Source organism: Variovorax sp. Soil_C_12, assembly GCF_057657375.1.
Genome location: NZ_JBDGIO010000007.1, coordinates 139,281 through 164,440 on the forward strand (window position 1 = coordinate 139,281; position 25,160 = coordinate 164,440).

Sequence of the window (25,160 nt, forward strand, 5' to 3'; positions counted from 1 at the left end):
CATTACTCGTGCTCGCGCTGACTCAGGTAGGTTTCGGAGCCAACTCACGTTGAGAAGCAGCAGCTTGGCCGCGCCGCTGCCGCTCAGAGATGGCCTTCCACCGTCACATAGTCCGCGGGCATGTTGATCTCGATCAACTCGAGGTCGCCAGACTGACCAATGACATTGTGAGCCACACCGGCGGGCTGACTGAGGCAGGAGCCGGCAACGACTGTCACCGATTTGGCCATACCGTCGAACTTGAATTCGACCCAGCCTTTCAGCACGTACACGAAGTGCGCTGTCATGTCGTGCCAATGCCAACCGGTCTCCTCGCCGAACGGCTGAACAGCGCGGATGTGCTTCGCGCTAATGCGGCCATCCGAAGCCTCCGCCATTCCGAGATCCCGATACTCAACATTGGCGCGAGGACCTTCCCGGTGAAAACGGCTGTCTTCGAGGGGAGTGAGAACAAACTTGGATTTTGCCTGATCAAGCGGCAATGGACCTTGGTATCGCGCAGACTTCTTCACCGTATTCCCTTTCAGTTGATTGGCCAGCGTGTGCTATGGAGATGCGCGGCGCTGGCCTGGATGGCGATGTGCTGTTGGTCGGCCACGATTTCAAAAATCGTGGACCGCAATAGCCGGACAAGACGATCCCGGATTCATGACGCCCCCTTGGCAGTCAAGCATCCAGCGCGTTGAGCGCTCGGATCACACGGCAATCGGCGCAAGAATCTGAAGCGCCCCCCCTTGCCGAGCCGAAGCGTAGGCCGCGTCCATGACCTGCATCATTGCCTCGGCGTCGCGCAATGACGCGATCGGCTTTGCACCCGTGCGAAATTCAGATAACACCCGCTTGACGAACAAGGGGTAGTAAGCATCAGTTTCCAACTCGAGGCGCAGACTCCGGGTGCCGGCGGCAAGGTTGGTACGGTCCCGAATCTCAATCCGGTCGGGGCCCGATTTCGCGTACATGCGATTGGATGAAAGAGTGAACGAGAATTCGCGCTGCTCGTCTGGAGTACTCGGGAAGCTGTATCCGGTCTCCACGAGCCCGATCACGCCATCATCGGTTTGCATCGTCAGCAACGAATAGTCCTCAACGGCGCCTCGGTGTGTTCGTGCGTTCATGGTGGCTGAGACGCGAGTGACTTCCTTGCCGGTCAGTAATCTAAAGAGGTCTATAAAGTGCGTGGCGACATTGATCGTGGATCCGCCGCCGGAAAACGCGGGATCGAGCGCCCAGCCTGAGCCCGCGGCTTCGTAACGGCCAGGCGGACCCACGATGAAACGGAAGGACATGTAGTTGAAGTCCGACGGGATGCTGCCTTCAGCCCCGTCCAGCGCGCGGAGCAGGTCGCTCATGCGAAAGATGAGTGGTACCGCGCAATAGAGGTTGGCCTCCTCGGTCAGCATCCGCAGCCGGGAGACTTGCGACATGTTGACGCCACAGGGTTTTTCCAGTGCGAATGGAATTCTTCGTGCGATCAGGGCCTCCGCGAGCGTCGGCATTTCGGAATGCCGGCCGAACACAAAAGCAAATTCAACTTCCTCGCGCTCGAGCAGCTCATGGGCCGACGAGTACAGCGTACTGCCAAATCGTGCGGCGATCGCCCCTCCTTTGATGTGCTCCGCGTCCGAAACGGCGACCACCTGAATCCCGGGCACCTCGAGCGCATCAAGATAGAGTGGGACGTGCCAATGACTGGCTTCCAGCAATGCAACTTTCATGCGTGTTCTCCCCTCGCACATTCCGAGCCATCACGTGGTATTGACTTCCCATCGGGGCGGCAATCGAATCCAAGAAAATGCAAGGCATGCAACGCCTGCCCTTCGTGCATCGGGCGTCCGCCTTGGGTGCGACAACCACGCGCATGAGCGGCGCGGCAAAGCGGCGTCGGCTCGGGCGCATTGATGATGTCTACGACGATGCTGCCGGGATCCAGCCGCTCGGGATCTACCGGCATGGGATCATTCGTGTTCATGCCCAGCGGCGTGGCATTGATGACGATCTCGAATCCGAGTGGATCAGCTGAGCCAGAATGTGTGTTGCAACCGGTCGCGGCGGCGACGGATTTGGCGAGGTCGTCGGCGCGACGCTGGTCGACATCGAAGATGGTCAACGTCCGGGCGCCCGCGCCTGCGACTGCGAACGCGATCGCTCTTCCTGCCCCTCCAGCGCCGACGAGAAGAACCGACTTGTTCGCCGGGTGGTTACCTTCCCACTGCATGCCAAGCACACAACCAAGACCATCGAAGATGGCACCGACCCAGCGCCCATCTTTATCGCAACGGATGACGTTGAGTGCGCCAACCTGACGAGCAGTCGGATGCAGTTCGTCGACAAAGGCCAGCATCCGTTGCTTATGAGGCATCGTGACCAGCACGCCGGAGAGATTCCCCAACGCTCGTGCGCCGGTGACGAATGCGGGCAGATTATCGTCCTTGACCACAAATGGGATGCAAACCGCGTCTGCGCGCTGTTCGATAAAGAGCCGGTTCAATAGTTCGGGTGACTTGGCCGTCGTCAGCGGATCGCCCACCAACCCATAGAGTCGGGTTGTTCCAGTGACATGCAGCATCATGCTTTGGCCAGCGCTTCGGTGTAGCGGGTGCGCACCTCGAGCGCCACGGCCGCAGGCGCCAGGTCACGCAGGATCATGCGCTGGAAGGCTTCACCGCAGATCTGGTTGAAGGTTGACTGGATGATGGAGTAGTTCACCATGCGGCCGCGTTTTTCCACCAGCGCCTTCCAGCCCAGCTGGTCCTCGGCTTCCGGCGTCTTGAAGTAGGGGTCTTTGTAGGCGCTGGCGCGCGCCACCACTTCCCCACCTCGCGCGGCGATCGCCTGAGCTGCCGGGCTGGCCATGAACTTGACGAACTCCCATGCGCCGCCCTGGCGTGGCGAATGGCGGTTGATGCACATCTGGAAGCCGTACACCGCGTGCTTGTCGTCAGGCGCTACCGAAGGGGCCGGTGCCCAGGCCAGGTCGTTGGCCACGGCCGCCTTCAGGCCTCGGTAGCGGTACAGCCCGAAGGTGGCAGACGCGACCGTGCCCGCGCGCATTCCGTCCTGCAGCTCGTTATAGGCGAACTGCAGGCTCACGGGTGTCGCAGCCTTCTTCCCGAACAGGTCCTTGACGATGCTGGCGGCCAGCAGCAGTCGCTTTTCGCTAAAGCCGATCTCGCGGCCGCTGGGCGCGAAGAAAGGGTCGCTGTTGCCCGTTACGATGGAACTCACAATGAACTCCATGAAGGCCTGCGCACCGCCGATCCCGCCGCTCAGGCCGATAGGGACGCCGTAGGCCATCTGGTTCTGCTTGGTCAGCAGCGGGCCGAGCGCGCCCACTTCCTCGTAAGTGCGCGGAGGCGTGGCAATCTTCGCCTCGTCGAACTTGCTCTTGCGGTAGACGTAGATGGGGATGCGATAGTCCTGCTGGAGGCCCCAGATCTTGCCGTTGACGCGCGTCTGGTCCATGCTGATCAGCCAGTCCGTGGTGTCCACCTTGTCGCGCGCGATCAGCTCGTCGATGGCCAGCACCGAGCCGGTGGCCACGAACTCGGGCATCTGGAAGTTGTTCACGCGGATCACGTCCGGGCTGTCCGACTTGGCGCGCGCCGCGCGTACGCCGTTTTGCCCGGCGGGGTCGACCACCACGCGCACCTTCACACGCGGCTGGCTGGCCTCGAAGGCCGCGATCATCTGCGTCTGCGCCGCCGCGCGCGGGTCGTTGGAATTGGCCGGGTCGAGAAAGGTGTCGTAGGCGATGGTCTCGGTGGTTTGCGCGAAGACCTGGCCCGCGGGTGCGCCGAGCATGGCGGCCACGCCACCGAGGAAGATGCGCCGGTTCGTGCGGGGCACTGGCTTCTGTTCGTTCACGTTTGCGGGTTTCTGCTCGGTCATGTTTTGTCTCCTGGTTTAAGTAAGCATGTGGCGGGCTAGCCTTTGACGGCGCCGGCGGTCAGGCCGCTGATGAACCATCGCTGCGCGAGCACGAAGATGGCGACGATGGGAAGGGAGGACACCACGGCATAGGCCATGACGTACGACCAGGTGATGCCGATGCTGTCGAACACCTGGTTGACCAGGGCCACTTGCATCGTGCGGTGCGCTACCTCAGGCGCGAACGCGGCCACGGTGATGTAGTCGTTCCAGGTAGTGATCATGCCGATCACGGCGCTTGCGGCGATGCCGGGTCGCACCAGAGGCAGGATGACCCGTGTGAAGGTTTGCCAGTGATTGGCGCCGTCCACCTGAGTGGCCTCGTCCAGTTCGCGCGGCACGGCGTCCACGAAGTTCTGCATGAACCACACCGTCTGCGGCACCAGGCGCGCGGCCTGCACCACGATGATGACCGCAGCGTTGTTCAAGAGGCCCAGCGCGTCCAAAAGGAAGTACGTTGGCACCAGCAGCGCAACGCCGGGGATCATGGACGTGGACAGGATCATCAGCATCACGGCGCGCTTGCCGCGGAACTCAAAGCGTGACGCCGCGTAGCCGGCGGGCGCGGACAGCAGTACCGCCAGCGCGACCGCGCCGACCGCATAGAGAACCGAGTTGAACAGGTCGGAGCCAAAGGTCTGGTTCCGGAACACCGCCTTGTAAGCCGAGAGGCTCGGCTCGGTAGGAAAGAAGGTAGGCGGGTAGGCCATGACGTTGGCCTCGCTCTTGAGCGAGGTGAGCACCGCCCAGGACAGCGGGATCAGCACGACCAGTACCAAGGCCGTCAACACGGCCCAGGACAGCATTTTTTCGGAACGGCGGATATGCATGGTGTTTCAGCCCGATACGCGGCCGGTGAGCCGCGTGTAAAGGTAACCAAGGAAGAGATTGACCCCCAGCACCACGACGGAGATGACCGACGAGGGCGACAGGTCGACGGAGCGGAAAGCGCTGGAGAACACCTCGAAGCTCCAGGTGGCGGTCGAGCCCAGCGGCCCGCCGCCAGTGAGCACCAGGATCAGCGTGATGAGCGTGAGATAGAGGATGCCCAGCGCCAGGGCGGTGCTGCCCAGCGTGGGCGCGATGTGCGGCCACACCGCGTGGCGCAGTCGCGCGCGCAGGCCGCCGCCGTCAATGTCGATCGCCTCATACAACTCCGCCGGGATGCTTTGCAGCGAGGCGCTCATCATCACCATCACGTAGGGAAAGGACCACCACGCGGTGACCAGGATGACGAGAAGGAGCGCCAGCGAAGGTTCACCCAGCATCAGGCCGGGCTCCATGCCCAGGGACCGCATCAGATAGCTCATGGGCCCATACGAGGGATTGAGCAGCCACAGCCAGAAGCAGCCCACCACGCCCATGGACAACGTCCAGGGCAGCAACAGCAGGGTGCGCACGTACGCAGCGCCGCGCGCAATGTTCTGCAGCGCCAGGGCGCAGGCCAGACCTATGGGCAGCACCACCGCCAGCGCGCCAAACACGTACAGCAGGGAGTTGAGGCTGAGATCGAGGAAGGCCGGGGACGTGAGCACCGCAACGTAGTTCGCCAGGCCCACGCCCTCCACCACTTCATAGAGGCGCGTGCGGTGGACGCTCAGCCACAGCACCACGGCCGTGGGGTAGAGCGTGACGGCCAGCAGTATGGCCACGGCCGGCGCGAACCAGACAAAACGCGCCCAGAAGCCCGGCGGCCGAGGATCGGTCTGCAGCGCGGTCGCGGCCTCCGTGTAGGGAATGGCATTCATAAAAAGCAGCCTTACTTAGAACGTTGTTCCACTGTAAGTGTCGCGAGGCTGCTCGACACCCGGGAAATCCCTCGATTTCGCACTGAACTCAAGTGCTACATTGGAACCATGTTCTAAATACATGGAGATTCCGTGGCCACTGGCGACATGATCGAGCGCGTGCTGGACATCCTCACGCTGCTGGCCGATCACCCCCAAGGCCTGCCGATCAGCGATGTCTCGCGGCGGCTGGACCTGCCCAAGAGCGCCGTGCACCGGCTGCTGTCCGTCTTGGTGAGGCGGGGACTGGCGGTGCAGGACGAGTACAGCCAGCGCTACCGCATGACGGTGAAGCTGGCCGCCATCGGCTTTCGCTTCCTCGCCGCCTCCGGCATCACGGAGATTTGCCAACCCTCCCTGGACCGGCTGGCGGCGCGCACCGGAGAACTGGTGCGCCTCGCCTTGGTGGAAGACGATGCGCTGATCTGGATCGCCAAGGCCCAGGGCGCCCTCTCCGGCCTGCGTTACGACCCGGATATGGGTCAACCCGTGGTGCTGCACGCCACGTCGACCGGCAAAGCCTGGCTCGCAACCCTGGACGAGGCGCAGGCCGTGGCCTTGGTCAAGGCGCGCGGCTTCGTCGTGCCATCCCGGTTCGGCCGGCCGATCGTGCGCGACGAGGCCAGCCTGCGTGCCGAACTCGCGCTGACGCGCAAGCGCGGCTACGGCACTTCCATCGAGGAAGGGGAGCCAGGCACGTGCGCGGTGGGCTGCGCCATCGTGGACCCGCAAACCCGCCGCGCGATCGGTACCGTCAGCGTGGCCGGTCCTGTGGCGCGACTCCCGCCGGAGCGCATCGCCGCCATTGCGCCCGACGTGCAGGCCACCGCAGCGGAGATCGCCGACCTGTGGCCCAGCCGCAAGGTGATGGAGGCCATGATGGGGCAGACGCCGCTGAAAGCGGCCAATGGCTGAAGGCACGATGAGCGACGAACGCCTGGCGTGCGAGCTCGCTGTCGCGCGCCGCACCCATGGCTTCATGACGGCTCACGCTCTCGAGCACCTGGATGGCTTCGAGGGCGCCTATCGTCTGCAGGAGAGCGTGCGCGCCGAACTCGGCGCCACGGTTGTGGGTTGGAAGCTCGCGGCGCCGCCCGCCGCCGAGGTGATCTCGGCGCCCCTGTTCGACATCGGCTGCATGGCGTCCGACGCCGTCCTCGCCGACACCGCGGCGCTGCGCGATGGTGTCGAATGCGAACTGGCCTTGCGCATCGACCGCCCCCTGCCCTTGGGCGGATGCACACGCGACGACGTGATGGCCGCCGTGGGCGTCGTCATGCCGGCCTTCGAATTGCTGTGCAGCCGCTTGCCGGCCAGGTTCGCCTCGCCGCGCGAACACATCGTGGCGGACTGCTTGGGCCATGGCGCGGTGGTGCTCGGTGCGCCGTGCAGCGACTGGCGCCCGCTGGAGCTCGACAAGCTGCGCGTGACGCTGTGGGCCGACGACGTGCCCGTGGTCGACAAACCGGGCGGCAATCCTTTTGGAGACCCGCTACTCGCGGTCGCCCTGCTCGCCAACCACCTGGCGCTGCGCCGCCAGACCCTCGCGGCGGGGACTTTTGTGCTGGCCGGTTCCCATACCGGCGTCCATCGTGCGCGGCCCGGCGAGCGGCTGCGCTGTGTTTTCGAAGGGATCGGCCAAGTCGCGCTCAACCTGCGCGAAACCGTGCCCCCGACATCCAAGGAGCAAAACCATGCTGGCAGGTGAAGGTGCCGTGGCTATCTGGAACGACATTGCCGAGGCCGGGCGCGCGGAGTTTTACGCTTGGCATCTGCACGAGCACATGCCCGAGCGCGTGGGCATTCCCGGCTTTGTGCGGGGGCGGCGCTATCGCGCCGCCGATGGATCGACGCAGCCGGAGTTCTTCACCCTGTACGAAACCTCGAGCTTCCAGGTTATCCAGGGCAGCGACTATCTTTCGCGCTTGAACGAGCCTACGGAATGGACGCGTGCGACCACCGCACATTTCCAGACGACCACGCGCTCACTCACACGCGTCGTGGCCAGCCACGGCGTGGGCTCGGGTGGCGCGATGCTGACCCTGCGCTTCGACATCGCAGACGACGCTGTGCACGACGTGGTGCCGCGTCTGACCTCGGCGCTGGAAGCCGCTGCACGGTTGCCGCGCATCAGCGGTGCGCACCTGCTGGGATCCGATGCCGGCGTGTCGGGCCAGTCCACCGCCGAAAGCAAGGACCGCAAGGACCTGTTGGCACCGGCGCGCTGGGTGGTGTTGCTGGAAGGCTGCGACGTCAACGCCTTTGGCGCGGCCCTCGCGCTACTGCGAGAGTTCACCGAACTGCGCGAAGCCGCCGTGGGCCGCTACCTGCATGAATACACACGGCTGAAGACTGCCTGGCAAGCGGGATGAGCGATCACAACTCGCCCCTGGACCCGGAGTGCGCGCGGTTGCGGCGGCGCAGCGGCACGCGACCGACTTCGCGCTGCAACAAGATCCCTTTTGAACGAGGTACCCCAAATGGCAACCGTTGATATCCAGGACGCAACCAAGTCCTTCGGCAGCACGCGGGTGATCCGCGGCGTGAGCATCGACATTCGCGACGGTGAATTCGTGGTGCTGGTCGGCCCCTCGGGCTGTGGCAAGTCCACCCTGCTGCGCATGATCGCAGGGCTGGAGGGCATCGACGCCGGCGAGATCCGCATCGGCGGCCGCCGCGTGAACGGCCTGTTGCCCAAGGATCGCGACATCGCCATGGTGTTCCAGAACTACGCGCTCTACCCGCACCTCACGGTGGCCGACAACCTCGCGTTCTCGCTGAAGCTGCGCCATGCGCCGCAGCAAGAGATCGAGCAGCGCGTGGCGCGCGCGGCCAAGATCCTGGGGCTGGAGCCACTGCTGGCGCGGCTGCCCAAGCAGCTCTCCGGCGGGCAGCGCCAACGCGTCGCCATGGGCCGCGCCATCGTACGCGACCCACAGGTCTTCCTGTTCGACGAGCCGCTGTCCAACCTGGACGCCAAGCTGCGCGTGGCAATGCGCGCAGAGATCCGCGAGCTGCACCAGCGCCTGAAGGCCACCACCGTCTACGTCACGCACGACCAGATCGAGGCCATGACAATGGCGGACAAGATCGTGGCCATGCACGACGGCGTGGTGGAACAGGTGGGCACACCGCTGGAGCTGTTCGATCGCCCGCGCAACGTCTTCGTCGCGGCCTTCATCGGCTCGCCGTCGATGAACCTGCTGCCCGTCAAGGTCAACGGCCAGGGCGTTGTCGACAACGCGGGCAACCACTGGGGCGTGCCCCGCGTGCCGGCCACAAGCGGCCAGGCCCTCACGCTGGGCGTGCGGCCCGAGCACCTGCGGCTGGACGGCGCGGGCGTGGAGGCGCGCGTAGTAGTGGTGGAGTCCACCGGCTCGGAAACGCACCTCGTCGTCGATGCGGGTGGCACCAAGCTCACCTGCGTGCTGCGCGAGCGGGTCGGCGTGCGCCCCGGCGACCACGTGCGCCTGGGTGCGGACACGGCGCATTTGCATCTCTTCCGCGCGGACTCGGGCGAGCGGCTCGAGCCGGTGCACTGAACCTGAAAGGAACACAAGAAATGAAACTTGTCCGATTCGGTGCTCGCGGCAGCGAGAAACCCGGGGTGATCGACGCTCAAGGTGTCGTGCGCGACCTCTCGGGCGTGGTGCCGGACATCGATGCCCGTGCGCTGTCGCCGGCGGCGCTGGCGCGCCTGCGCGAGATCGACTTCGCCACACTGCCGGCTGCACCCGCGGGCGTGCGGCTTGGCGCATGTGTGGGCAGCATCCCTAACCTGGTTTGCATCGGCCTCAACTACTCCGACCACGCGGCCGAAACCAACACGCCCATCCCTTCACAGCCCGTCGTGTTCAACAAGCACACCGGCGCTGCGGCCGGCCCCAACGACGCGCTGATCCTCGCGCCGGGTTCGGTCAAGCTGGACTGGGAGGTGGAGCTGGCGGTGGTGATCGGCACGCCGGCGTGGCACGTGCGCGAAGAGGATGCCTTGCGACACGTCGCGGGCTACTGCCTGTGCAACGACGTTTCGGAGCGTGCCTGGCAGCTCGAGTACGAAGGCCAGTGGACCAAGGGCAAGAGCTACTACGGCTATGCGCCCCTGGGCCCATGGCTGGTGACCGCCGACGAAGTACCCGACCCGCAGGCCATGGACCTGTGGCTGGAAGTCAATGGCGTGCGGCGCCAGAGCGGCAACACGCGCACGCAGATCTTCGGCGTCGCGCACATCGTGTCCTACCTGAGCCGCTTCATGGCCCTGGCCCCCGGCGACGTGATCGCCACCGGCACGCCGCCTGGCGTGGGACTGGGCCACAAGCCGCCCCTGTTCCTGAAGGCGGGCGACCGCGTCGCGCTGGGCAACCCCCTGCTGGGCGAGCAGCGCCAGAGCGTGGTGGCTTACGACGACGAAGCCATGGGGGCGCGCTGGCGCGAAGCCCGCCTGCCGCAGCTTTGATGCTGCAAGGGGGCGACCACGCCTATTACCGCACGCTGATCCAGAAGCTCGGCCTGACGGGCCAGTGACCCGTGCCAACCTGCGAAAGTGAGTACCCCATGAGCCTCCCGCTCGCACTGCGCGCCGAGCGCTGCCTCCCCGACGACGGCTACACCGGCATCCTCGTGGGCCGTGTCTGGCGCCCCGAGCTCGCCGGCCCCTCCGTGGTGGCGATCCGCGAGGGCGGCATCCATGACCTGAGCGCCGAGTTCCCCACCATGAGCAGCCTGCTCGATCTGCCCGAGCCCGCCCGCGCCGTGCGCGAGGCCGCCGGCGAGCGCATCGCGAGTCTCGACGAACTGCTGGCCAACAGCGACGAGGCGACGCGCGATGCGGCCCGGCCCTTTCTGCTCGCCCCCTGCGACCTGCAGGTGGTCAAGGCGGCCGGCGTCACCTTCGCCAGCAGCATGCTGGAGCGCGTGATCGAAGAGCAGGCCGGCGGCGACGCCCAACGCGCCGAATCCGTGCGCGCGCGCGTGGTGGCGCAGATCGGCACCGACCTGTCGGCGGTGAAGCCAGGCTCGCCGCAGGCCAGGGCGCTGAAGCAGGTTCTGCAGGAGCAAGGCCTCTGGTCGCAGTACCTGGAGGTGGGCATCGGCCCCGATGCCGAAGTGTTCAGCAAGGCGCCGGTGCTGTCGGCCGTGGGCACGGGCGCCGACATCGGTGTCAGATCCGACTCATCCTGGAACAACCCCGAACCCGAGGTGGTGCTGGCGGTCGACAGCCGTGGTCGCATCGTCGGCGCGGCGCTGGGCAACGACGTGAACCTGCGTGATCTGGAGGGCCGCAGCGCCCTGCTGCTGAGCAAGGCCAAGGACAACAACGCATCGTGCGCGATCGGCCCTTTCATCCGCCTCTTCGACCGGAGTTTCGGCCTGGCCGACGTGCGCGAGGAAGTGGTGAACCTGCGAGTCGACGGCCCGGAAGGCTTCGCGCTGGAAGGCATCAACTCCATGCAGTTCATCAGCCGCGAGCCGCAGGACCTCGTCGACCAGACCATCGCCGCGCACCAGTATCCGGACGGTTTCATGTTGTTCCTGGGCACCCTCTTCGCCCCGACGCAGGACCGCGACCATCCGGGCGGCGGCTTCACCCACAAGGTGGGCGACCGCGTCAGCATCCGCAGCGCGCGGCTCGGCGAGTTGTGCAACCGGGTGCGCCACTGCGAGGATGTCGCGCCCTGGACCTTCGGCCTGCGCGCCCTCATCGCCAACCTCTCAGGCCGCGGTCTGCTGGCGACGGGAAGGCTGTAAATGGCCACCTCTTCGAAGGCCGGCGGCATGCCTCTCGCCGCCGCGACGCTGCAAACCATCCGCTTGCATGTCGATGACAACGTCGTCATTGCCCGGCGCCAGCTCATCTCCGGCACTCGGCTGGCCGAAGAGGGCGTGACGGTCGCGGGAATGATTCCGACCGGGCACAAGCTCGCGGTCCGCGACATCGCCATCGGCGAGCCGGTGCGCCGCTATGGGCAGATCATCGGCTTCGCCTCGCAGGCGATTCGCACGGGGCAGCACGTGCACGTGCACAACCTGGCGATGGGCTCGTTCGACCGTGATGCTGCCGCGGTGGCCTGCCTCGACGCGAAGCCGATCGTACCGGCGCAGCAGCTGGCGCGGTTCATGGGCATCGTCCGCGCCGATGGACGCGTCGCCACGCGCAACTACATCGGCATCCTGACCTCTGTGAACTGCTCGGCCACGGTGGCGCGTGCCATCGCCGACCAGTATCGCCGCGACGTGCGGCCGCAGGCGCTGGCGGATTACCCGAATATCGATGGCGTGGTAGCGCTGACCCACGGCGCCGGCTGCGCGGTTGATGCCGACGGCGAGGGCCTGCGCGTGCTGCGCCGCACGCTGGCGGGCTATGCAGTGCATCCCAACTTCGCGGCGGTGCTGGTGATCGGCCTCGGATGTGAGACGAATCAGATTGCCGGATGGATCGAAGCGCAGGGCCTGCAGCCGAGCGCGTCGCTGCAGACCTTCACCATCCAGGAAAGCGGCGGGACTGCGCTCGCCGTGCAGCGCGGGGTGGAGGCGGTGCGCGGCCTGCTGCTCGACGCCAATCGTGTCGCACGGCAGCCGGTGGCAGCCAGCCACCTTGTGGTGGGGCTGCAATGCGGCGGCTCCGACAGCTATTCCGGCATGACCGCCAACCCCGCCTTGGGCGCCGCGATGGACCGGCTGGTGCGCCACGGCGGCACCGCCATCCTGTCGGAAACGCCCGAAATCTATGGCGCCGAACACCTGCTGACACGACGCGCGCAAAGCCCTGCCGTGGCCGGCAAGCTGCTGGACCGCATCCGCTGGTGGGAGCGTTACTGCGAGCGCATGGGCGCCGACATGAACAACAACCCGTCCGCCGGCAACAAGGCCGGTGGGCTGACGACCATCCTCGAGAAGTCGCTGGGCGCCGTCGCCAAGGGCGGCAGCAGCAACCTGGTGGACGTGGTGGAGTACGCGCAGCCCGTGCCCGCGGGCGGCCTCGTCTTCATGGATACGCCCGGCTACGACCCGGTGAGCGCGACCGGCCAGGTGGCCGGCGGCGCCAACCTGATTTGCTTCACCACCGGCCGTGGCTCTGCATACGGCTGCGCACCCGCGCCGTCGATGAAGCTGGCGACCAACACCGCGCTCTGGCAGCGCCAATCTGCCGACATGGACATCAACTGCGGCGGCATCGTCGATGGGGAGGTGTCGGTGGATGCGATGGGCGAGCAGATCTTCCAGCAGATCCTGCGGATCGCGTCCGGCGAGAAGACCAAGAGCGAGCTGCACGGCTATGGCCAGAACGAGTTCGTGCCCTGGCAGCTGGGCGCGATCACCTGAAAGAAGCAACGTGTTCAAGAACGATCCCGAGCGGGCGCCGCTCATCCGTACCCGGCTCCGGGATGAACCGCCGCCGGACAGCTTGCGCCCGATACGTGCCGCGATGGACTTGTGCATGCAGATCCTGGAGGTTGCCCTCCAGGTTCGCCTCGTAGTCCTGCCACGTCACACCGTCCGCCCGCGGCGCGGCACGGCGCTTGAGCGCCAGGAACGCATCCCTGAGTAGATCGACCGTGACATGGTGCAGCAGCGCGGTGAACTTCTCCTTATTCCGCTGCCTTGCAGCGTGCCGTACGCGATCCAGTCCCGGTGACACGCTTACTCGGCGCTGTGTCCGTTGCGTGCGCGACTGTTGCGCGTTCCCCTTGATCCCGGCCCTTGGCTCCACCCGCTCCGCAGCCGCCCTGGCGGCGTTGTTCGCAAGCTTCATCGCTACTATGGCCGAGTCTGACTTCTCGAGTCTGTGCATCATCGGCTACGGCTCCTCGCCTTCCCGATGCGGACCAGCCCCATGCGGCGCTGGCCAGACCCGAGATCTCCCGGTTCCCGAACAAGGAGCGTGCACACATGCCAGGTTCTATGACCACGCCGGGTCGGTCGGGCACTCGCGATGACGCGCCCGACCGTGTTGCCGTCCGCTGCGGATACGGCGTCGGCACCCGGAACTAATATCCTTTCGCGGCTCAATGGCTGGCCTGTGTACTCCCCTGCCGACGCTTCGCCGACACCCTCACGAGCGCCTACGCACGGGTGGGGCCAATGTGGTTCGCTATTCCTTCATTGCGACTTGTGTCGCATCACCCCGTGCCACTGGCCAACATTGCACTCCCGCGCCCTCTTGACGAGAGCGACCATATCAGTGTGCCGTGGCCAGTGTTCAGCCAAAGATTCTTCACAGCACTGGTGCCGATGTATGGCACGTTGCCAGGCGTAGCGGGTCGCAGCCCCGCCCGGAAGCTTGCAAGCTCGGGCGGCCAGCCGGGAACGACTTTGCTGCGCGTACGCCAAAACCGTGCGTGCCGGGAGGCCATGGCTCAGCGCTGCGGCGACTGAAGGCTGTTGAACGCATCCGCTACGGCTGCGACTTTTCTGTTGTCATCATCGGCACGCCGCCAGACCAGCGAAATGCGGCGGAAGGGCGTGGTGCGGCCCAGCCCGATTTCCTTCAATTCGTACGCCTGCAGTATCGGGCGGCGCGGCAGCGGCAAGACCGTTACGCCCATCCCTTCGGAGACCATCGAGACGATGGCATCGACCGAGCGCAGCTCCATGGTGCTTTGAATGTTGGGCTCCAAGCCGCGCACCTGTCTGGCTGCCGTCCTGCCACCAGCCAAGCTCATGTCGTAGGCAATCCAGCCGTAGGTGCGCAGCAGCACCCTCGGGTCTGACGATTTTGCGTCTGCAGGCGCAAGCATCACGTAGGGCTGCCGATAGACCTCGCGCCAGACCATCCGAGTGGAGCCCCCGTTGTCAGGGCGCACGAGTAGCGCGGCATCGATGCGTCCCGCCCGCAACTCAGTCAGCAGCTCGTCGGAGTCGTTCAGCGGCGGGATGCGCACACTCAGCAAAGGGTGACGGGAGTGCAGCGTGCGAAGGGCGACCGGCAGAACATCGCTTTGCATGCTCGTGATGACGCCGAGGCGGAACAGGCCCTCCACTGTCATCGACGGCCGCGACCGCAGCGACTCGACCTTGGCGATGAAGTCCGTGGCCGCTCCCGCGATCTCCAAGGCTAACGGGGTGGGTCTCACGGAACGTGTGCTGCGGTCGAACAGTGGCTGTCCGAAGAACTGCTCCAGTTGCTTGATCTGCAGGCTCACGGCGCTAGGCGTACACCCGACCGCCACACCCGCGGCCGTGAAATTTCCGTGCACCAGGATGGCGCGAAGGGTGTTCAAAGCCGAAAGATTCACGAGGATTTATCAAAACTGAAATCGGATCTTATCAATTCCCTTCACAGCGTGAACTGCATAAATTACTTTCACGGCGACGCGGCGTTCACGATCCAGTCACCAAATGCAACTAATCAAGTCCATGAGCATCACCCCTTGTTCCAACACCGTCGATCTGCGTAGCGACACCGTCACGCTGCCGACCGAGTCGATGTACGACCGCATGCGCCAGGCGCCATTGGGCGACGATGGACTGGACGGCGACCCGACTGCCGTTGAGCTTGAGCAGTACACCGCCAAGCTCTTGGGCAAGCCCGCCGGGCTCTATGCGCCGAGCGCCACGATGGCCAACCTGCTGGCCATCCTGGCGCAAGCCAGCCGGCAGGACGTTGTCATCGCAGGCAGCGGTTCCCACATCTACACCGCCGAACGCGGCGCAGCAGCCATCACGGGGGCGTTCTACCAGCCCATCCCCGACCCTGAGGGCGCGCTTGACCTGGCCGCACTGCAGGCAACGCTTGCGTCGACGAAGGGAGGCCTGAAGGTCCGCCTCGTGTGTGCTGAAACATCGCACAACAACGAAGGTGGCGCGGTGGCTTCCCTGGACCACATGCGCCAGGTCTTCGAGTTGGCGCGCGCTGCGGACGCTCGCGTCCATTTGGACGGTGCGCGCCTGTTCAACGCGGCTCTCGCGCTGAGCGTTCCTGCATCGAGCATTGCCGCGCAGGCCGACACGGTCTCTGTCTGTCTATCCAAAGGACTGAGCGCACCCATGGGCGCCGTTCTTGTCGGCCCTGTCGAGACTATCCAGCGTGCGCGCTGGCTGCGCAAGCTGCTGGGCGGAAGCCAGCGCCAGGTTGGCATTGCCGCGGCAGCAGGCCTGGAAGCACTGCAGTCGATGGTGGACCGCTTGTCGCAAGACCATGCCTGCGCACGGCTGTTGGCTGACGGGCTGGCCAGCGTTGCAACTTTTCGCATCAAGCACCCGCAGACCAACATCGTCCAGGTGGACGTGCTGGCGACGGGGCGCACTGCCCAGCAATGGGAGACCTCTCTGCGCAGTCAAGGTGTCCTGGTCCGCCCGTGGGGGCCCACCCTGATGCGGTGTGTCACCCATCGTCATGTCTCGGAAAGCGGCATCAGAACTGCCGTGGAAGTCTTCAAAGCTGTTGCCGCCGAACGCGGCACCCACGTACGCGGCTCTGAAAGCACGCGCCCCACCACCACCAAACGGACCACTCAGCCATGAACAAGGACATCAACTTCGCCAAACAGCCGCCCAGCTACTACGCAGGCGACGAACTGCATGCCATCAAGCAGCAAAAGCTGCAGAACGCACTGGAGAAGTCCGGCTTCGACGCATTCCTCTTCTTCAAGGCCGAAGCGGTGCGATGGGCAACCGACTTCTACGTCAAAGGCTTTCGCCCCTTCCTGGAGCCAGAGTATGTAGCTTTGGTCGTCAAAGGCCGGCCGCCTGTGGTTGGCTACATCTCCGGCAGCGACGACCTGCGCATCCGCTTCAAGTCGGACATCGAGGACGCGCGCCGGCTGCCCCACGTATCGAAGTGGCATGAGGTCATCGAAAAGATGCTCGCGGACTACGGCGTGAGCGAAGGACGCATCGCCACAGACATCATGCCGCACATGGTGTTCCAGGGGCTCACGAAGAGCTGCCCCGCGCTGCAGATCGGCGACGTCACGCCGATGTGGCTGCAGCTGACAGCGGTCAAGCACCCCATCGAGATCGAGCTCATCCGCAATTCACTGCGTGTGGCCGACCTGGGCGCGCTGGCCGCGATTGACGCCATCCGACCCGGAGTGACCGAGCAGTCGGTCTCTGCGGCCGCGGTGACCGCCATGCGCCGCGCGGGATCCGAGTTCGAGCCTTTCATCCCGCTCATCGCCTCCGGCGCGAACGCCTCGATGTTCGAGCGCATCGCAACCGAGAAGGTCATCAACTCCGGCGAGATGGTCATCCTGGACCTCGGCGCGGTCGTCAAAGGCTACACCGCCGACCTTGGTCGCACTGTCCTGTGCGGCGACGAGCCGACGGAAACGCAGCGGTCCATTTACAAGGCCACTTACCTTGCTCTGCAGGAGGCCAAGAAGATGATTCGCCCAGGTGTGACGGGCAAGGCCATCGATGCGCGCGCGCGTGAGGTCATCGCGGACAGCGGCTGGGGCGACTACACCTACACCGGCAATACGGGCCATCAACTCGGCTACGGACTGCACGGCGAGCCGCTCGTGGACCGCCGTGTCGACTTCGTCGTCGAGGAGAACATGGTGATGTGCCTGGAGCCACGCATCGTTCTGCCCGACCAGCCGCGCGTGGGCGGCGCCCACTTGGAAGACGTGGTGGTGGTGACAGCAACCGGCTGCGAGCAACTCAACACCACGCCCTACGACACACGTCTGCTGGGCTGATCCCCTTTAAGCCAACCGGGGAAGCAGCGAGAACCTGTCCCCGGTTGGGCGCCGTGACTTTGTCGCGGCCATGGGCGCAAAGCTGATCGCCGTGACAACTCCACTGTCGCGACGAAGGATTTCAAGAGGCGCTAGCGCTGAACAGGCAAGACCATGAAAACCATCTCGTCCACCATCGCCATTCTTTCGATCGTTGCGCTAGGGCTCGGCACCGCCGCACGGGCCCAGTCCTATCCGGACAAGCCGATCAAGATCATCTCGCCCAGTCCACCAGGTGGAGGGACCGACACCGCCACCCGGCTGTTGACGGCCAAGGTGGCCGAACTGGCACAGTGGAATTTCGTGGTTGAGACGCGCCCAGGCGCGGGCGGCAACATTGGCTTGGCTGCCGGCGCCACCGCGCCGGCCGACGGCTACACCTTGGTCATGGGTGAAACCAGCAACCTCACCGTCAACCAGTACCTCTACAAGTCGATGCCGGTGGATCCGGAAAAGCAGCTGGTCCCTGTCGCGCTGGTCGGCACTGGTCCACTGGTGCTGGTGGTGCAGGCCACCAGGCCCTATCGCAATCTCGGCGACGTCGTCGTAGCGTCCAAGCAGAACGGCCTGACCTACGCCTCATCCGGCAGCGGCACGGTTGGCCACCTGGTCAGTGAAAGCTTCAAGAAGCAAAGCGGAGCTTCATTGACCCATGTGCCTTACAAAGGTGCAGGCCCTGCCATGACCGACATGCTGGGAGGACAGGTCGATATGTACTTCTCTTCGCTGACCGCCGCGCTGCCGCTGATCCAGTCGGGCCAGCTCAAGGCGCTTGCCGTGACATCCGCCAAGCGTGTCGATGCGTTGCCGAGCGTGCCGACGCTCATTGAAGCGGGCTATCCGGGCTTGGACTACTACGTTTTCTACGGCGTTGTGGCACCGACTCGAATCTCGCCAGCTGTAGTGACGGCGCTCAACCGCGAACTCAACCGTGCCTTGCAGACCGCCGATCTGAAAAGGGGCCTGGCCGACCGCGGCGTTTTCGTCCAGCCAGGCACGCCTGAAAGCTTCGGCGCGTTCTTGCAAAAGGAGCGCGCCAAGTGGCAGAAGATTGTTCGCGAGTCCGGTGCGACGGTGGACTGATCCACCCGTTCTCCCTCCGTGCGCAGCCGAGTCGCCCGGCTCGCTTGCCAACCACGTGTGGCCGCCCGTCTGGGGCTAGCCCAACTTGCGCAGCAGCCCGTCGCCCGGGCGTGGCTGGACAGCCTTGCTCTTGCGGACCGCCATGTCGGTCACCCTTCAACCAACAACCCTGGAGTTCTGAACATGCCCTGTCCTCAAATGTCCCGCCGCCTGTTTTCCCGTGCCCTCGGAATGACGGCTGCAAGCGTGGCACTGCCCCGCATCGCCATTGCCCAGGGCGACAAGCCATTGCAGATCATCGTCGGCTACCCGCCAGGAGGCAGCACCGATGCCTTCGCGCGGCTGATCTCGATTCCGCTGCAGGAGGTGATGAACCGGACTGTCGTGGTGCGCAATCAACCGGGCGCCGGTGGTCAGTTGGGTGCCAGTGCATTGCTTCGTGAGGGCCGCGACGGCTCGGCGGTGCTGGCGATCAACCAACCAGACTTGAATCTTGCCATCGCGCGCGGAAACGCGGGGTTCAAGGGGACCGACTTTCGGGTCATGATGGCTGACCTGCACGAGTCGCGGGTCTTCCTCGTCAAGAATGACTCTGGCATCCGCGACTTCGTGGACTTTATAAGCAAGGCAAAGGCCAATCCCGGGAAGCTTTCCATCTCGGTGACAGGCGGTACGGCCCAGGAGGTCCTGGCCAAGTGGCTCATCGATACGCTGAAGATCGACGTTGTGGTCGTCAGCTACAAGGGCGGCGCCGAAAGTGCCAACGCCCTTCTGGCAGGCGACGTCACCGCCAACTTGGGTGACGACTTCGTGCGCTCGGTGCTGCGCCCGAAGACAACGGCGCTCTTCATCGGCTCAGACCGCAAGAGCCCCCGATGGGACGAGGCGCAGACCCTGCAAAGCCAGCTCGCAAAGCTGGGCCACTCCATGCCGTCGCCCAACTTCCTCTCGCGCTACGGTGTTTACGTCGTGTCCGCCGAGTTCGTGAAGAAGGACCCGAACGGCTACCAGGCACTGCAGCAGGCATTCCTCAAAGCCAGGAGCGGGCCGGTGATGACGGACTACATCCAGAAGAACAACCTCACGGACATGTCCCTCGGTCTCCCGGGTGAGCAGTTCGAGAAAGTGTTCAGTTCTGAAATGAGTGAGATCGAACGCATCAACAAGTAGACCCGTGAGGGTGGCGGTCGCCGCATTGGAACGCCTCGAGCGATTTGGCTGGCGCCATCCAACGCAGTCTGCCTCACCTCACTAGACAAATCCCACACGAGAAGAGCAACGTTTCTCAACCCACCGATCGAAACATACCCATGAAAAGACAAATCCTTGGAACCATTGCGGCGCTGGCCGTCAGCCTTCCTCTTTGCGGCTGGGCCGCTTGGCCAGAGAAGCCGATACGCATGGTGGTGCCCTACGCTGCCGGCGGGGGCGCCGACATCACCGCGCGCATCGTGACGCAGGAGATGAGCTCTGTGCTGGGCCAACCGATCGTCCTCGACTACAAGCCGGGCGCCGGGGGAGTGATCGGCGCCGACGCCGTTGCCAAGTCAGCCGCCGACGGCTACACCGTGCTGTACGACGCGTCAGCCTTCTCGGTTAACCCATCGCTTTACAAGTTGCCGTTCGACGCCGCCAAGGATTTCATCCCGGTGTCGCTGGTTGCCACGGCACCGCAAGTCCTGTTGGTACCTGCCGCTGCGCCATACAAGACGGTGCCCGAAATGCTTGACTTCGCGCGCAAGAATCCCGGCGCGCTCAACTTCGCATCGGCCGGATCCGGCACCGGCTCGCACCTGGCCGCAGAAGCGTTCAACCAGCAGGCCAAGCTCAACCTGATGCATGTGCCGTACAAAGGCGGTGCCCCTGCGATCACCGACCTGATGGGCGAACGGGTGTCGATGTACTTCAGCAATGTGGCCTTCAGCCTGAGCTACATCAAGGGGGGCAAGGTGCGGCCCATTGGCGTCACTTCTACCAAGCGTCTGGCGTTGCTACCCGAGATCCCCACCCTGGCTGAACAGGGTCTGCCGGGCTTCAACACGTCGGAATGGAACGGCGTGTTCTTGCCCAAGGGAACGCCGCCTGACGTCGTGCAGCGCCTGGGCAAGGCTCTTCAATCGGCGTTGAACGACCCGAAGGTCAAGGAAAAGCTGCTGCAACTCGGCCTGGAGCCGGGCAACACTACGCCCGAAGAGTTCTCCAAGTTCGTGCAGGATGAAACAAGTCGAGCCAATGCTTTGGTGAAGGCGCGGAACATCAAAGTAGATTGAGTGCGTTCCAACGGACTGGCGATGCCTTCATCCAAACTACTTACGCACGAACGATTGCTGACCCTGGCGATCCTAAGTGCGAGGCGTCTTTCATAGCAAGCAGTCACTTGACATTAACCCAATCATGGCCACACAGTTGTTGGTTCCGCCTCACGCCTGCGATTCACATCTTCACGTCTTCGATCCTCGGTTCCGAGAAATCCTACCTGCAGACGACATGGGCGCGATTTCGTGCACTGCGTCTGCTTATGCAAGGGTGCAACAGGCACTGAAGGTCGATCGCGCCGTAGTGGTCACGCCCAGAAATTACGACACGGACAACGCCGTCACCCTGGACGCAATCGCCCAAATCGGCGTTGACCGCGCGAGGGGTGTCGCGGTGTTACGTCCGGACGTAGATGATTCCATGCTTGTCCGACTCAACGCGCAGGGCATTCGTGGCGTCCGTTTCACCCTCTACACGCCAGAGCACGCGCCGACCTCGTTCGACATGATCGAGCCAATTGCGGCGCGGATCAAAGATCTTGGCTGGCACGTGCAGCTCCATTGGACCGCCGATCAGGTCGTTGCGCATGAGGAACTGCTTGACCGGCTCCCAGTGGACATCGTGTTTGATCATCTGGGCAGGCTGCCTGTTGCGCGTGGGCTCGATCACCCTGCCGCGGCGATCATCGAAAGGTTGATGCGCGACGGTCGCGCATGGATGAAACTTTCGGCCCCATACTTGGATTCGCTCGTCGGCAGCGATGGGGCTTACGCGGATGTGGATCGCGCAGCCAGGCATTGGATCAAGGTAGCGCCCGAGCGTGTGGTCTGGGGAAGCGACTGGCCCCATACCTCGTTGAAACAACCACCAGACACAGCTCTCTTAATGGAGAAGCTCTTTTCGTGGGTCGAGGATCAGGCCTCGCTAGACCGAATCCTTGTATCGAATCCCGCAAGTCTCTACTGGGGCACGGCTTGAAGATTTTGATCGTCGAGATCGCTACTCGAAACGGTTCGGGGTACCGTCTAGCGCCGGCCGGCAGGCCAGCAGCGCTAGCGGTACGATCGTCTCGCTCAGCGGGAAGCTGGCACCAGAAAGCATCCAGTAGCGAATGACTGGATATGGCCAGCCGGATCCTGCCTTACAGCCAGTGGGTGTGCACGCGCTTCGCGAAGCGGTATGCGGAAGGGGCACTTTGCTGCCGATCGTCCACACGATCCATAGGCGTTCGGCCGATGTAGGGCACCATATCCGCCACACTCAATCCGTCCTGCTCCATGCGCAATTTGATGGCCTCGATCGGGTCCGGAGGGGAGATCGGGTAGTGCCGTGCCTCACAGGCTTGCAGCACCTCTGCCACCTGCGACACGCAAGGGCTCGATGCAGTACGCCCGGTCCGAGATCTACCAAGGCCAGCCGACCGGGGTGCCCAGACCCTGAGCGCAGGCGCGCTCGTAGATCAACCGTGCCACCGTCAGGTCCTGCAAGGCCAGGCCCGTCATGTCGAAGACGGTGATGTCATCGGCCGCGCGCGAAAACCGAGCCTCGTCCGGCAGCAGGTGCCCCAGTTCCGTACAAGGCGTTTCGCGGACCCATTGCAGCTCGCCCAGCTGGAGCGCCTGCTCACGGTCGTCCACGACCAGTCGCGCGCGCTCCAACACGCCAGGGGGCAGCTCCCGCTTGCCCGCGGTGTCGGCGCCCACGCAGTTCAGGTGCGTGCCCGGGCGCACCGCGCCCGCATCGAACAACGGCCCCGCTCCCGGCGTCGCGGTGATCACGACATCGCTGTCGGCCACGGCCGCGTCGGGGTCCCGCGCGCAGCGGATCTCGCACCGATCCGCAAACAGGGACTCGAAGGCAGGGTCGGCGCCGCGGTCTACGGACACATAGCGCACTAAGGAGAGGCCAGGCAGCGTGCGCAGCGCAAAGCGCAGTTGCGAGCGCGCCTGCACGCCAGTGCCGAACACGGTGAGCCGGCTGCTGTCCGACCCGGCAAGAGACGCCAGCCCCAGACCACCCGCCGCGCCCGTGCGCACCGTGGTGATGGCATTGCCATCGATCACGCACAGCGGCCTTCCAGTCGCCGGATCGAACAGCAGGATCGTCGCCTGGTGCGGCTCGCTCCCGAGCTCGCGGTTGCGCGGCCAGAATCCGGCGGCCTTGAAACCCAGAAGGCTCTGTGAGAGCACGTCGCCGGCCTTGATGCCGAAGACGCCGCCGGTGGACAGCCTCTCGCGGACCACCGGGAAGACGCGACCTTCACGTTGGGCGTGCAGCAGGAAGGCCTCGCGGACCGCCACCATGACTTCGTCGGGCGTGAGCAGTTGCTCCACCACGTTCTTGTCCAGCAGGAGCAGCGTCGCCTTTGCGGGGATGGGCTTCATGGCGGGTCGCTCCTGTCAATTGAAGGACTGGGCGGCCAGCGCGAACATGCGTGCCGGGCCGCCGGGCGGGATTTGCGGGCCCAGCACCATGGTCGTGTTGTCGCCAACCTGCTTGAGCCCGATCCCTTCGAGCCACGGGCCCAGCTGCGTGGTGGTCGAAGTATCGACTCGGACAAAAGTACGCCCCAGCCGTGCGATCGCGGTCTCGATCAGGGCACGCGCATCTTGCAGGTTCTCCGCGACCACGGGCCCGATGACGTGCCCGCGACCAAAGAGACGGCAGAAAGCGTAGCCGCGGAGCGTGCCATCTCCCACAAGCACATAACCGTCACTCAGCTGCGCCAACCGGCGAAGCATCTGCGGCCGCGTCCAGCCCGTGGCCTGCCGGTCGAGACGCTCGATCGCCTCGGCATCCGAGGCCGCCATGGAACGAACGAGCCCGAGCGGCGGTGCCTCGAACTCCCGCGTTGGAACGCCTTGGTACTGGTGGATAACGCCGATCGGAGTGAAGCCGCGCCGCTTGTACAACTCGAAACCCTCCGCCGTCGAGTTCAACGTGACGGTGCGCGGCTGCGCCGCCGCGAGCAGCGCATCCATCAGCCGAGCGCCGTGGCGCCGGCCTTGCGCTGCTTTCGCGACGATGATCATCCCCATCGAAGCATGCGTGTCGCCATACGGCCACCACATCGCCGTGCCGATGACGTTGCCGGCATCCTCCAGCACGAAGCCTTGGCCTACTTCGAGCGCGAGCTCCCAGTCCTCGCGGCGGTGCATCCAAGACATCTCCTGCGACAGCTTGTACGCGCCGCCTAGGTGGGTCCGGCCGAACGAAACGAGTCTCACCTGATCCGCGCCGCTCATTGCCAGCCTCCAAAGCGCGGCCACTCTGCCTCGACCCTGCTGGAACTGCCGCGGACGACGTGATAACCGGAGTGCTGGGCACCGGTGGCGCAAGCGTGGTTGGGCAGGATGCGCACGCGGTCGCCGATGGCGAGCTCGGGCAGCACGCCGCCCGAGCCCGGCCGCACCGTAATGATCCCGTGCTCCTGGTTCGCATCGGCGACGATCAGGTCGGCATAGGGCTTGCCCGTGATGTCGCACACCAGCCCGTAGCCTTGGTCGACCTTCTGCTTGCGCGTGCCGCGGTCTTGCGACATGGCCATCCAGCCCGCGTCGGTGAGGATCCAGCCCTTCTCGCGCTGATGCCCGATGACGGTCGCAAGCACCGACAGGGCGATGTCATCGACCTGGCAGACACCGACGCCCGCCATCACGAGATCGAAGAACACGAACACGCCGGCGCGCACCTCGGTGACGCCGGTGAGGTCGGTCGCGCTGTGCACAGTGGGCGTAGAGCCAACGCTAAGGACAGGACAGGCCAGGCCCGCCTCGCGCAGGATGGCGGCGGCATCCACAACACTGCGGCGCTCCACCTCCGCGCATTGCCGCAGGGTATCTGCGCCGCGCGCGCCATAGCTGCCACCGGCATGCGTCAGCAGGCCGCGCAACTCCGCGCCGTCCGCGAGGGCACGGCCAATATCCACCAGACGTTGCTTGTCATCGGGCCGCACGCCCGAGCGGTGGCCGTCGCAGTCGATCTCGATCAGCGCGGGAATCGACGTGCACGCCTCGCGCGAAGCTGCTGCGACCGCGCGCGCCTGCTCCACCGTGTCCAGCACCACCGCGATGTCAGCGCCCTTAGCCCGCAGCGCGAGCACCTGCGGCAGCTTGGTCGGCACGATTCCGACGGCGTAGATGATGTCCCGCACGCCGGCTGCCACGAATTGCTCGGCTTCCTTGAGCGTGGACACCGTGGCCGGCCCGGCCGGCGACGTCATCACGCGCCGCGCAACCTCCACCGACTTCGCAGTCTTCAGATGCGGCCGCAGGCCGACGCCCAGGCCATCCAGCCGGCTTCGCAGGCGTACGATGTTGCGCTCCATCCGGTCGGCATCAAGGACGAGGCAAGGAGTCGCCAGGTTCTCCAGTGTAGACGCCCTCGATTCGGTCTGCGTGTGTTCCATGGCACGGATCGTGCCCTC

Annotated in this window: 24 protein-coding genes and 1 pseudogene; 13 read left to right on the top strand and 12 right to left on the bottom strand. The window is 64.9% G+C overall.

The annotated features are described in order from the left end of the window. Positions 1–83 precede the first annotated feature (83 nt). The 6 genes from AC3A6X_RS19990 to AC3A6X_RS20015 all read right to left on the bottom strand — a co-directional run bounded on the left by AC3A6X_RS19990 (position 84) and on the right by AC3A6X_RS20015 (position 5,675). Entirely contained in the window at positions 84–512 is a 429-nt protein-coding gene (locus tag AC3A6X_RS19990; protein ID WP_487843829.1) for a cupin domain-containing protein, read from the bottom strand. Positions 513–695: 183 nt separating this feature from the next. Beyond that, complete coding sequence (locus tag AC3A6X_RS19995) at positions 696–1,715, bottom strand: Gfo/Idh/MocA family protein (protein WP_487843830.1); 1,020 nt, start codon at positions 1,713–1,715, stop codon at positions 696–698. After that, complete coding sequence (locus tag AC3A6X_RS20000) at positions 1,712–2,569, bottom strand: shikimate dehydrogenase family protein (RefSeq protein WP_487843831.1); 858 nt, start codon at positions 2,567–2,569, stop codon at positions 1,712–1,714. Before AC3A6X_RS20000 ends, AC3A6X_RS19995 begins: the two co-directional genes overlap by 4 nt. Beyond that, a complete protein-coding gene (locus AC3A6X_RS20005) occupies positions 2,566–3,888 on the bottom strand; it encodes an ABC transporter substrate-binding protein (RefSeq protein ID WP_487843832.1) in 1,323 nt (440 codons plus the stop codon). Before AC3A6X_RS20005 ends, AC3A6X_RS20000 begins: the two co-directional genes overlap by 4 nt. 35 nt (positions 3,889–3,923) lie before the next feature. After that, positions 3,924–4,694 (bottom strand): carbohydrate ABC transporter permease, encoded by a 771-nt coding sequence (locus AC3A6X_RS20010; protein WP_487843833.1) that lies wholly within the window; start codon positions 4,692–4,694, stop codon positions 3,924–3,926. A gap of 69 nt (positions 4,695–4,763) precedes the next feature. Then, on the bottom strand, positions 4,764–5,675 hold the full coding sequence (locus tag AC3A6X_RS20015; RefSeq protein WP_487843834.1) for a carbohydrate ABC transporter permease: 912 nt from the start codon (positions 5,673–5,675) through the stop codon (positions 4,764–4,766). A gap of 132 nt (positions 5,676–5,807) precedes the next feature. On the opposite strand from AC3A6X_RS20015, the gene AC3A6X_RS20020 reads away from it, so the two are divergent. The 7 genes from AC3A6X_RS20020 (at position 5,808) to AC3A6X_RS20050 (ending at position 13,037) form a co-directional block, all read left to right on the top strand. Then, a complete protein-coding gene (locus AC3A6X_RS20020) occupies positions 5,808–6,629 on the top strand; it encodes an IclR family transcriptional regulator (protein ID WP_487843835.1) in 822 nt (273 codons plus the stop codon). A 7-nt stretch (positions 6,630–6,636) separates the two neighbouring features. Then, positions 6,637–7,422, top strand: coding sequence for a 2-keto-4-pentenoate hydratase (locus AC3A6X_RS20025; RefSeq protein ID WP_487843836.1), 786 nt, complete (start codon positions 6,637–6,639; stop codon positions 7,420–7,422). Continuing rightward, on the top strand, positions 7,409–8,086 hold the full coding sequence (locus AC3A6X_RS20030) for a hypothetical protein (RefSeq protein ID WP_487843837.1): 678 nt from the start codon (positions 7,409–7,411) through the stop codon (positions 8,084–8,086). Before AC3A6X_RS20025 ends, AC3A6X_RS20030 begins: the two co-directional genes overlap by 14 nt. 108 nt (positions 8,087–8,194) lie before the next feature. Beyond that, the gene (locus tag AC3A6X_RS20035) at positions 8,195–9,256 is read left to right on the top strand and encodes an ABC transporter ATP-binding protein (protein WP_487843838.1); all 1,062 of its coding nucleotides are present in this window, start codon (positions 8,195–8,197) and stop codon (positions 9,254–9,256) included. Positions 9,257–9,276: 20 nt separating this feature from the next. Continuing rightward, positions 9,277–10,170, top strand: coding sequence for a fumarylacetoacetate hydrolase family protein (locus AC3A6X_RS20040; protein WP_487843839.1), 894 nt, complete (start codon positions 9,277–9,279; stop codon positions 10,168–10,170). A 98-nt stretch (positions 10,171–10,268) separates the two neighbouring features. Continuing rightward, positions 10,269–11,462, top strand: a complete 1,194-nt coding sequence (locus tag AC3A6X_RS20045) for a fumarylacetoacetate hydrolase family protein (protein WP_487843840.1) — start codon at positions 10,269–10,271, stop codon at positions 11,460–11,462. After that, entirely contained in the window at positions 11,463–13,037 is a 1,575-nt protein-coding gene (locus AC3A6X_RS20050; protein ID WP_487843841.1) for a UxaA family hydrolase, read from the top strand. Here the strand turns inward: AC3A6X_RS20050 and AC3A6X_RS20055 are convergent. Both AC3A6X_RS20055 and AC3A6X_RS20060 read right to left on the bottom strand, forming a co-directional pair. Further along, a complete protein-coding gene (locus AC3A6X_RS20055) occupies positions 13,030–13,509 on the bottom strand; it encodes a hypothetical protein (protein WP_487843842.1) in 480 nt (159 codons plus the stop codon). The two genes, AC3A6X_RS20050 and AC3A6X_RS20055, sit on opposite strands and share 8 nt — an antisense overlap. A 562-nt stretch (positions 13,510–14,071) precedes the next feature. Further along, positions 14,072–14,950, bottom strand: coding sequence for a LysR family transcriptional regulator (locus tag AC3A6X_RS20060; RefSeq protein ID WP_487843843.1), 879 nt, complete (start codon positions 14,948–14,950; stop codon positions 14,072–14,074). A 121-nt stretch (positions 14,951–15,071) separates the two neighbouring features. Between AC3A6X_RS20060 and AC3A6X_RS20065 the strand changes: the two genes are divergently transcribed. From AC3A6X_RS20065 to AC3A6X_RS20090, 6 genes are all read left to right on the top strand, one after another. Continuing rightward, the gene (locus AC3A6X_RS20065) at positions 15,072–16,178 is read left to right on the top strand and encodes a threonine aldolase family protein (protein WP_487843844.1); all 1,107 of its coding nucleotides are present in this window, start codon (positions 15,072–15,074) and stop codon (positions 16,176–16,178) included. Further along, positions 16,175–17,356: a M24 family metallopeptidase gene (locus AC3A6X_RS20070; RefSeq protein WP_487843845.1), complete on the top strand. Its 1,182-nt coding sequence runs from the start codon at positions 16,175–16,177 to the stop codon at positions 17,354–17,356. The genes AC3A6X_RS20065 and AC3A6X_RS20070 overlap by 4 nt, the downstream gene beginning before the upstream one ends. Positions 17,357–17,509: 153 nt before the next feature. Next, positions 17,510–18,478: a Bug family tripartite tricarboxylate transporter substrate binding protein gene (locus AC3A6X_RS20075; protein WP_487843846.1), complete on the top strand. Its 969-nt coding sequence runs from the start codon at positions 17,510–17,512 to the stop codon at positions 18,476–18,478. 198 nt (positions 18,479–18,676) lie between these two features. Beyond that, positions 18,677–19,648, top strand: coding sequence for a Bug family tripartite tricarboxylate transporter substrate binding protein (locus tag AC3A6X_RS20080; RefSeq protein ID WP_487843847.1), 972 nt, complete (start codon positions 18,677–18,679; stop codon positions 19,646–19,648). 140 nt (positions 19,649–19,788) lie between these two features. Then, positions 19,789–20,748, top strand: coding sequence for a Bug family tripartite tricarboxylate transporter substrate binding protein (locus AC3A6X_RS20085; protein WP_487843848.1), 960 nt, complete (start codon positions 19,789–19,791; stop codon positions 20,746–20,748). A 124-nt stretch (positions 20,749–20,872) separates the two neighbouring features. Beyond that, a complete protein-coding gene (locus AC3A6X_RS20090; RefSeq protein ID WP_487843849.1) occupies positions 20,873–21,712 on the top strand; it encodes an amidohydrolase family protein in 840 nt (279 codons plus the stop codon). A 250-nt stretch (positions 21,713–21,962) separates the two neighbouring features. On the opposite strand, the pseudogene AC3A6X_RS20095 reads toward AC3A6X_RS20090, so the two are convergent. From AC3A6X_RS20095 to AC3A6X_RS20110, 4 genes and pseudogenes are all read right to left on the bottom strand, one after another. Then, positions 21,963–22,085, bottom strand: a pseudogene (locus tag AC3A6X_RS20095) (transcriptional regulator); the annotation flags it as partial. Between the two features lie 52 nt (positions 22,086–22,137). Further along, a complete protein-coding gene (locus AC3A6X_RS20100) occupies positions 22,138–23,109 on the bottom strand; it encodes an ornithine cyclodeaminase family protein (RefSeq protein ID WP_487844079.1) in 972 nt (323 codons plus the stop codon). A 24-nt stretch (positions 23,110–23,133) separates the two neighbouring features. Continuing rightward, complete coding sequence (locus AC3A6X_RS20105) at positions 23,134–23,979, bottom strand: GNAT family N-acetyltransferase (RefSeq protein WP_487843850.1); 846 nt, start codon at positions 23,977–23,979, stop codon at positions 23,134–23,136. Next, entirely contained in the window at positions 23,976–25,142 is a 1,167-nt protein-coding gene (locus AC3A6X_RS20110) for a DSD1 family PLP-dependent enzyme (protein WP_487843851.1), read from the bottom strand. Before AC3A6X_RS20110 ends, AC3A6X_RS20105 begins: the two co-directional genes overlap by 4 nt. Between the last annotated feature and the right edge of the window lie 18 nt (positions 25,143–25,160).

Coding starts and splice junctions, on each gene's coding strand:
- AC3A6X_RS19995 (WP_487843830.1), bottom strand. CDS start 1,715: ATGAAAGTTGCATTGCTGGAAGCCAGTCATTGGCACGTCCCACTCTAT.
- AC3A6X_RS20000 (WP_487843831.1), bottom strand. CDS start 2,569: ATGATGCTGCATGTCACTGGAACAACCCGACTCTATGGGTTGGTGGGC.
- AC3A6X_RS20005 (WP_487843832.1), bottom strand. CDS start 3,888: ATGACCGAGCAGAAACCCGCAAACGTGAACGAACAGAAGCCAGTGCCC.
- AC3A6X_RS20015 (WP_487843834.1), bottom strand. CDS start 5,675: ATGAATGCCATTCCCTACACGGAGGCCGCGACCGCGCTGCAGACCGAT.
- AC3A6X_RS20025 (WP_487843836.1), top strand. CDS start 6,637: ATGAGCGACGAACGCCTGGCGTGCGAGCTCGCTGTCGCGCGCCGCACC.
- AC3A6X_RS20030 (WP_487843837.1), top strand. CDS start 7,409: ATGCTGGCAGGTGAAGGTGCCGTGGCTATCTGGAACGACATTGCCGAG.
- AC3A6X_RS20035 (WP_487843838.1), top strand. CDS start 8,195: ATGGCAACCGTTGATATCCAGGACGCAACCAAGTCCTTCGGCAGCACG.
- AC3A6X_RS20040 (WP_487843839.1), top strand. CDS start 9,277: ATGAAACTTGTCCGATTCGGTGCTCGCGGCAGCGAGAAACCCGGGGTG.
- AC3A6X_RS20045 (WP_487843840.1), top strand. CDS start 10,269: ATGAGCCTCCCGCTCGCACTGCGCGCCGAGCGCTGCCTCCCCGACGAC.
- AC3A6X_RS20050 (WP_487843841.1), top strand. CDS start 11,463: ATGGCCACCTCTTCGAAGGCCGGCGGCATGCCTCTCGCCGCCGCGACG.
- AC3A6X_RS20055 (WP_487843842.1), bottom strand. CDS start 13,509: ATGATGCACAGACTCGAGAAGTCAGACTCGGCCATAGTAGCGATGAAG.
- AC3A6X_RS20065 (WP_487843844.1), top strand. CDS start 15,072: ATGAGCATCACCCCTTGTTCCAACACCGTCGATCTGCGTAGCGACACC.
- AC3A6X_RS20070 (WP_487843845.1), top strand. CDS start 16,175: ATGAACAAGGACATCAACTTCGCCAAACAGCCGCCCAGCTACTACGCA.
- AC3A6X_RS20075 (WP_487843846.1), top strand. CDS start 17,510: ATGAAAACCATCTCGTCCACCATCGCCATTCTTTCGATCGTTGCGCTA.
- AC3A6X_RS20080 (WP_487843847.1), top strand. CDS start 18,677: ATGTCCCGCCGCCTGTTTTCCCGTGCCCTCGGAATGACGGCTGCAAGC.
- AC3A6X_RS20085 (WP_487843848.1), top strand. CDS start 19,789: ATGAAAAGACAAATCCTTGGAACCATTGCGGCGCTGGCCGTCAGCCTT.
- AC3A6X_RS20090 (WP_487843849.1), top strand. CDS start 20,873: ATGGCCACACAGTTGTTGGTTCCGCCTCACGCCTGCGATTCACATCTT.
- AC3A6X_RS20105 (WP_487843850.1), bottom strand. CDS start 23,979: ATGAGCGGCGCGGATCAGGTGAGACTCGTTTCGTTCGGCCGGACCCAC.
- AC3A6X_RS20110 (WP_487843851.1), bottom strand. CDS start 25,142: ATGGAACACACGCAGACCGAATCGAGGGCGTCTACACTGGAGAACCTG.